General features: G+C 69.8%; 7 protein-coding genes and 1 riboswitch. All 7 genes read right to left on the bottom strand.

All coding sequences use genetic code 11. The annotated features are described in order from the left end of the window. Positions 1–1,004: ribonucleotide reductase N-terminal alpha domain-containing protein (locus ABZ937_RS33680; RefSeq protein WP_361697448.1), on the bottom strand; the 1,004-nt coding region annotated here is incomplete at its 3' end. Positions 1,005–1,150: 146 nt separating this feature from the next. Beyond that, positions 1,151–1,228, bottom strand: a riboswitch (cobalamin riboswitch). 77 nt (positions 1,229–1,305) lie between these two features. Further along, the gene (locus tag ABZ937_RS33675) at positions 1,306–1,812 is read right to left on the bottom strand and encodes a GNAT family N-acetyltransferase (RefSeq protein WP_361697446.1); all 507 of its coding nucleotides are present in this window, start codon (positions 1,810–1,812) and stop codon (positions 1,306–1,308) included. 154 nt (positions 1,813–1,966) lie between these two features. Further along, positions 1,967–3,595, bottom strand: a complete 1,629-nt coding sequence (mctP, locus tag ABZ937_RS33670; RefSeq protein WP_361697444.1) for a monocarboxylate uptake permease MctP — start codon at positions 3,593–3,595, stop codon at positions 1,967–1,969. Continuing rightward, positions 3,592–3,864 carry a DUF3311 domain-containing protein gene (locus ABZ937_RS33665; protein WP_361697442.1) on the bottom strand — a complete coding sequence of 91 codons (273 nt, stop codon included), beginning with the start codon at positions 3,862–3,864 and terminating at the stop codon, positions 3,592–3,594. The genes mctP and ABZ937_RS33665 overlap by 4 nt, the downstream gene beginning before the upstream one ends. Before the next feature lie 123 nt (positions 3,865–3,987). Next, positions 3,988–4,749 carry a GntR family transcriptional regulator gene (locus tag ABZ937_RS33660; protein ID WP_361697440.1) on the bottom strand — a complete coding sequence of 254 codons (762 nt, stop codon included), beginning with the start codon at positions 4,747–4,749 and terminating at the stop codon, positions 3,988–3,990. 239 nt (positions 4,750–4,988) lie between these two features. Further along, entirely contained in the window at positions 4,989–5,774 is a 786-nt protein-coding gene (gene nagB / locus ABZ937_RS33655; protein ID WP_361697438.1) for a glucosamine-6-phosphate deaminase, read from the bottom strand. A 157-nt stretch (positions 5,775–5,931) separates the two neighbouring features. Then, positions 5,932–6,684 carry an SDR family oxidoreductase gene (locus ABZ937_RS33650; protein WP_361697436.1) on the bottom strand — a complete coding sequence of 251 codons (753 nt, stop codon included), beginning with the start codon at positions 6,682–6,684 and terminating at the stop codon, positions 5,932–5,934. Between the last annotated feature and the right edge of the window lie 85 nt (positions 6,685–6,769).

The following is a 6,769-nucleotide window of genomic DNA, read 5'->3' as shown; positions in this document are numbered from 1 at the left end:
TGCGCCAGGTTCAGGTTGTGCGTACGGCGCGCGTCCTCACCGGTGTTGTCCCGCAGCTCCAGGAACTCCTCGATGTCGGAGTGCCAGGTCTCCAGATACACCGCCGCCGCGCCCTTGCGCCGGCCGCCCTGGTTCACCGCGGCGACGGACGCGTCCAGCGTCTTCAGGAACGGCACGATGCCGTTCGAGTGCCCGTTCGTCCCCCGGATCAGCGAACCGCGTGAACGGATACGGGAGTACGACAGGCCGATGCCGCCGGCGTGCTTGGAGAGGCGGGCGACCTGGTGGTAGCGGCCGTAGATGGAGTCCAGCTCGTCCAGGGGAGAGTCGAGCAGATAGCAGGACGACATCTGGGGGTGCCGCGTGCCGGAGTTGAAGAGGGTGGGGGAGGACGGCAGGTAGTCCAGGCTGCTCATCAGCCGGTACAGCGCGGCGACCTCGTCCACGGAGCGGGTCGTGTCGTCCTCGGCCAGGCCGCTCGCCACGCGCAGCATGAAGTGCTGGGGCGTCTCGACGACCTTGCGGGTGACCGGGTGGCGCAGCAGATAGCGGCTGTGCAGGGTGCGCAGGCCGAAGTAGCCGAACCGGTCGTCGGCCTGAGCGTCGACCAGCGCGTCGAGCCGCTCGGCGTGCTGCCGGACGAAGTCCGCGGTGCGGTCGGCGACGAGGCCCTCCAGGTACCCGACCGCGATGGACTCGGTGAAGGACGTCACGCCCTGCGAGGCGGCCTCGTCCCGGATCGCGAGGGTCAGCAGCCGGGCGGCCAGCTTCGAGTAGGCGGGGTCCTCGGAGATCAGGCCGGCGGCGGCCTCCGTGGCCAGCTCCCGCAGCTCCGCCTCGTCGGCCCGCGCGGACCGGCCGCGCAGCGCGGCGGCGGCGACCCGGCCCGGGTCGGCGTCGGGCAGGTCGGCGGTCAGCTCGGTCAGGGTCCGCAGCAGCGCGGTACCGGGACCGTCGGTCTCCAGCTCGCTGACTGAAGCCGGGTCGGCTGGCGCGATGGTCACGTGGGGCTCTCCCTCGCTCGGCACGGGGCCTGGCGGAGGGCAGGAGGGCAGTCACGAGCGCGCACGGCGTCGCGTCCACCGGCCCACTCCACGAGGCCCGGACGTCAAAACGCACCCGGAACGGACGCCCGGGTGGGCTGCCGACAGGTCCTCGGACTGAACAGGCGTGCGGATGCACGCAAGTACACCGTTGCGGGACAGTTCCGGACTCACACCGGATTCCCCTGCGACGACAGCGAGGACGAGCATACATCTAGTGCCGGGCTGCCCTGTCACCCCCAGATGTTGTGGCCGTCCGGTCTCAGAGGGTCAACTCATAGGCGACCAGAGTGATGTCGGGCCGGTCCGGGAGGGGATTCCAGTCCCGCTCGGGCGTGCGAAGGAAACCGAGGCGTTCGTAGATGCGGTGGGCCGCGTGCATGGCCCGCTGGGTGGAGAGGACCACACGGACACAGCCCTCGGTCGCCCGCGCACGCTCGACGCAGGCCCGCACCAGCGCCTCGCCGACACCCTGGCCCCGGGCCGCGGGGGCGACCGCGAGCATCCGGATCTCGGCCTCTCCGGGGCCCGCTATGTCGGTCATGGGGCCGGCCGAGGGGACGAAGGTGACACCGCCGAGAAGGGTGTCGTCGCGCGCGGCCACGAGGACCTCGGCGGCCGCGGCCCGCTTGGCCACGTCCCGCAGCTCGCCCACGTACCAGCCGCTGTCGTCGAAGCCGAGGAGCCCGTCGTGGAGATAGGCCTGGGCGGTGATCTCGCCCAGGTCGCCGTACTCGTCGTGGGTGGCCTGCCGGATCAGGATGTCCATGGCACAGAGTCTGCCCGAGGGGTATGACAACGGGCCGCCGGATGTCTCTCCGACGGCCCGTCCGCTGACGGCGGCCCGGTGACCCCCGTCCGACGACACCTGCCGGCGGCCGGCGCCCGGTCCCGCGACGCCGGCCTGATCCGAACGACAGGACCTAGTGGCCGGCGCCCGCCGTCGCGGGCGGCAGCTCCACCTGGACGCCCTTGTCGCCGGCGTCCGCGGTGTAGTCCTCCGGCCTGGTCTCGTCGACGCCCTCGGGGGCCTTCACGGCCTTCAGGACGACGGTCAGGACCACGGTCACCAGAACGTTCAGCACGAACGCCGTCAGGCCGATGTAGCCGATCTCACCGATACCGGGGATCTCCTTGGCCGAGCCGCCGAAGTGCTTCTGGGTCGGCGAGGCGACGCCGTACGCGGCGACCGTGCCGTAGATCATGCCGACCGCCCAGCCGGCCAGCAGCGCCCAGCGGTGGAACCAGCGGGTGAACAGGCCACCGACCAGGGACGGGAAGGTCTGCAGGATCCAGATGCCGCCCAGCAGCTGGAAGTTGATGGCGACGGTCTTGTCCATGGTGAGCACGAAGACCAGCGCGCCGACCTTCACCAGCAGCGACACCAGCTTGGAGACCTTGGTCTCCTGCTGCGGCGTGGCGTCCGGCTTGATGAAGTCCTTGTAGATGTTGCGGGTGAAGAGGTTGGCCGCCGCGATCGACATGATCGCCGCCGGGACCAGGGCACCGATGCCGATCGCGGCGAAGGCCACGCCCGCGAACCAGTCCGGGAACATGTCCTCGAACAGCTGCGGGATCGCCAGCTGCCCGTTGGTGACCTTCACACCGGCCGCGATCGCCATGAAGCCCAGCAGCGCCAGCAGACCCAGCATCAGGGAGTACAGCGGCAGGATCGTGGTGTTGCGGCGGATCACCTCACGACTCCTGGACGACAGGGTCGCGGTGATCGAGTGCGGGTACATGAACAGCGCGAGCGCGGAGCCGAGCGCCAGCGTGGCGTACGTCCACTGGCCCGCCTCCGCCGGGGCGAGCGCGCCGCGCGGCTTGCCGGTGGCCGGGTTGACCTGGCTGAACGCCTGGCCGGCCTTGGCGAAGATGTCGTCGAACCCGCCCAGCTTGATCGGGATGTAGATGATCGCCACCGCGATGACGATGTAGATCAGGGTGTCCTTGACGAACGCGATCAGCGCGGGCGCGCGCAGACCCGACGAGTACGTGTACGCCGCCAGCACACCGAAGGCGATGAGCAGCGGCAGGTCCTTCACGAACCAGTTGGTGTTCTCGCCGCCGCCGACGCCCATCACGTCCAGCACCGCCTGGATGCCGACGAGCTGGAGCGCGATGTACGGCATCGTCGCCAGGATGCCGGTCACCGCCACCGCCAGCGACAGGCCCTTCGAGCCGAACCGGCCGCGCACGAAGTCGGAGGTGGTGACATACCCGTGGCGGTGCGAGACCGACCACAGGCGGGGCAGGAAGGTGAAGATCAGCGGGTACACCAGGATCGTGTACGGCACCGCGAAGAAGCCGGCCGCGCCCGCCGCGTAGATCGCCGCCGGCACGGCGACGAAGGTGTACGCCGTGTACAGGTCACCGCCGAGCAGGAACCAGGTGATCCAGGTGCCGAAGGACCGGCCGCCCAGGCCCCATTCGTCCAGGGAGTGCTCGTTCTCGGCCCTGCGCCAGCGCGCGGCCAGGAAGCCCATGACCGTGACGGCCAGGAAGAAGAAGATGAAGACGCCGAGCGCGACGCCGTTGACCCCGTCCTTCACTTCGCCCCCTCCTCGTGCCGTACGGCAGCGGCCCTGCGGGCGCGCTGGTCACGCTGCCACAGCTGGTACGCGACCATCGTGAGCGCGGTGGATATCAGCACCCAGAGCATCTGGTACCAGTAGAAGAACGGGATCCCTATGAACGTCGGGTCCGTCTTCGCGTAGGAGCCGACCCACAGCATCGCCACGAAGGGCGCGACGAGACACAGGGCGATGATCACCCGGACCGGTGTCACCACCGGAGGTCTCACTTCAGGCGTTTCGGACATGCCACGGCTCCGTCCCCTCGCTGATCACCTGTGTAATGCGCAGGCAATCTAGGTGACGGTGTCGTGGCAGTGGAAGACCTCGTCCGCATATCGGTATATCGATTCAGCGAACGTGCCCGGCAGTTACTCCGTCGGCCGCTTCAGTCGTGCCACGAACTTGTACCGGTCCCCGCGGTACACCGACCGCACCCACTCGACCGGCTTGCCCTCGCGGTCCAGCGAGTGGCGGGAGAGCATCAGCATCGGCAGACCCACGTCGGTGCCGAGCAGACCCGCCTCGCGCGGGGTGGCCAGGGAGGTCTCGATGGTCTCCTCGGCCTCGGCGAGGTGCACGTCGTAGACCTCGGCGAGCGCGGTGTACAGCGACGTGTACTTCACCAGCGAGCGCCTGAGGGCCGGGAAGCGCTTGGCCGACAGGTGGGTGGTCTCGATCGCCATCGGCTCGCCGTTGGCCATGCGGAGCCGCTCGATGCGCAGCACGCGGCCGCCGGCGGCGATGTCGAGCAGCTCGGCGAGCCGCTCGTCGGCGGTGATGTACCCGATGTCCAGCAGCTGCGAGGTCGGCTCCAGGCCCTGGGCCCGCATGTCCTCGGTGTAGGAGGTGAGCTGCAGCGCCTGGGAGACCTTGGGCTTGGCCACGAAGGTGCCCTTGCCCTGGATGCGTTCGAGCCGGCCCTCCACGACCAGTTCCTGCAGGGCCTGGCGCACCGTGGTGCGGGATGTGTCGAACTCGGCGGCCAGCGTGCGCTCGGGCGGGACCGGCGTGCCCGGCGCCTGCGTCTCCGTCATGTCGAGCAGGTGCTTCTTCAGGCGGTAGTACTTGGGCACGCGCGCGGTACGGGTTGTGCCGGCCTCGTTCTCCGCACTGCTGACGTCGGTGGTCATGCTCTGCCTTCCCGGCTCCGAATGCCGAAAGCGACCGACATCCCATCGGCCACGGCTCACATCGTGGCACGGGTTGTGGTGTCAGGACTCCACCCGCACGCTCCGTGATCCCCTCTGTATACCGTTGCACCCGCTGTTGGTCTAGTCCATCACCCGTGGAGCGCACGGGCGCCGAGACCCGCCCCGCGCCCCTCGGTCCCAGTCTGCGCCGCCTCGGCCGGTGCCGCCCCTGCCCGGGCCTAGATCCCCTGCCACTCCGGCTTGTTGGCGTAGGTGTGCCGGAAGTAGTCCGCCAGCTTCAGCTTGGACGCGGCGGCCTCGTCGACGACCACCGTGGCGTGCGGGTGGAGCTGGAGCGCGGAGGCCGGGCAGACGGCCGCGACCGGGCCCTCGACGGTCGCGGCGACCGCGTCCGCCTTGCCCTCGCCCGTCGCCAGCAGCACCAGGTGCCGGGCCTCCAGGATCGTTCCTATGCCCTGGGTGATGACGTGGTGCGGAACCTGCTCGATGTCACCGTCGAAGAACCGGGCGTTGTCGATCCGGGTCTGCTCGGTCAGCGTCTTGATCCGGGTGCGCGAGGCGAGCGAGGAGCACGGCTCGTTGAACCCGATGTGCCCGTCGGTCCCGATGCCCAGCAGCTGCAGGTCCACCCCGCCGGCCTCGGCGAGCGCGCGGTCGTACGCCTCGCACGCCGCCTGGACGTCCTCGGCCGTGCCGTCGGGGCCCATGAACGCGTCCATGCCTATGCCGAGCGGCTCCAGCACCTCGCGGCGCAGCACCGAACGGTAGGACTCGGGGTGGTCCGCGGGCAGCCCCACGTACTCGTCGAGCTGTGCGATCCGTGCCCGCGCGGCGTCCACGGCGCCGGAGCGCACCTTGGCGGTCAGTGCCTGGTAGATGGGCAGCGGGGTGGAGCCGGTGGCCACGCCGAGCAGGGCGTCGGGCTTGCGTCGCAGCAGCTGGGCCATGGCCTCGGCGATCAGCTCGCCGCCCGCCGCGGCGTCCGGAACGATGACAACTTCCACGCTGGGCCTGCCGTTCTGAAGTGGGCTCTGTGCGTCTCTATGTGGTTTAGACCAATCTAACAGAATCGGCGTTCGGAGGCGCGAGGGAGAAGGGGCTTTTCCGGCCCGTTCCGCCGGGATCACGCCCGGCGGAACGGGCCTCTTTCCCGGCGGGTTCCTAGCTGAGAGAACCTCCCGTCGCGTCCAGCCAGTGACCGGTCACCCAGCGGCCGTCCTCCGAGACCAGGAAGGCGACCACGTCGGCGATGTCCGCCGGCGTCCCCACCCGCCCCAGCGCCGAGTACGCGGCGGCCTCCTGCCACGCCTCCTCGCTCGCGCGCAGCCACGAGGCGTTGACGTCGGTGTCCACGATGCCGGGCGCCACGGAGTTCACCGTGATCCCGCGAGGGCCGAGCGCCTTGGACAGGTCCCGGGTGAAGACGTCGAGAGCCGCCTTGGTCATGGAGTAGGCCATGAGCTGGGGCATCGCGGCGGAACGTGCCAGCCCGGACGATATGTTCACCACCCGCCCGCCGTCCCGCAGTCGCTCCGTGCCGAGCCGGGTGAGGAAGAACGGCGCCTTCACGTTCACCGCGAAGAGCCGGTCGTACGCCTCCTCCTCGATCTCGGCGAAGGGGTGCGAGGTGGCGATGCCCGCGTTGTGCACGAGGATGTCCAGCCCGTCCGCGTGCCGGTCGAACTCCTCCCACAGTCGCTCGGCGTCCCCGGGCGTGCCCAGCTCCACCCCGATCGGGAACGCCGAGCCGCCGGCCGCCTCGATCGCCGCGACCGTCTCCTTCGCGGCCCCCTCATTGCTCCCGTAGTGCACCGCCACCCGCGCCCCGTCGCGCCCCAGCCGCTCGGCGATCCCTCGCCCGATGCCCCGGCCGGCCCCCGTGACCAGCGCAGTCTTCCCCGTGAGCGCACCCATGTCTGCCCCTCCAGATTTGTCTAGCGGTCGCTACATAAAAACCGTACACGACCCCGCCGACAATTTTCTAGGGGGCGCTATAAAA

It is taken from the genome of Streptomyces sp. NPDC046727, assembly GCF_040645635.1.
Classification (GTDB): domain Bacteria; phylum Actinomycetota; class Actinomycetes; order Streptomycetales; family Streptomycetaceae; genus Streptomyces.
This window is presented reverse-complemented; position numbering and strand designations above follow the sequence as displayed.

Coding starts and splice junctions, on each gene's coding strand:
- ABZ937_RS33675 (WP_361697446.1), bottom strand. CDS start 1,812: ATGGACATCCTGATCCGGCAGGCCACCCACGACGAGTACGGCGACCTG.
- ABZ937_RS33665 (WP_361697442.1), bottom strand. CDS start 3,864: ATGTCCGAAACGCCTGAAGTGAGACCTCCGGTGGTGACACCGGTCCGG.
- ABZ937_RS33660 (WP_361697440.1), bottom strand. CDS start 4,749: ATGACCACCGACGTCAGCAGTGCGGAGAACGAGGCCGGCACAACCCGT.
- ABZ937_RS33650 (WP_361697436.1), bottom strand. CDS start 6,684: ATGGGTGCGCTCACGGGGAAGACTGCGCTGGTCACGGGGGCCGGCCGG.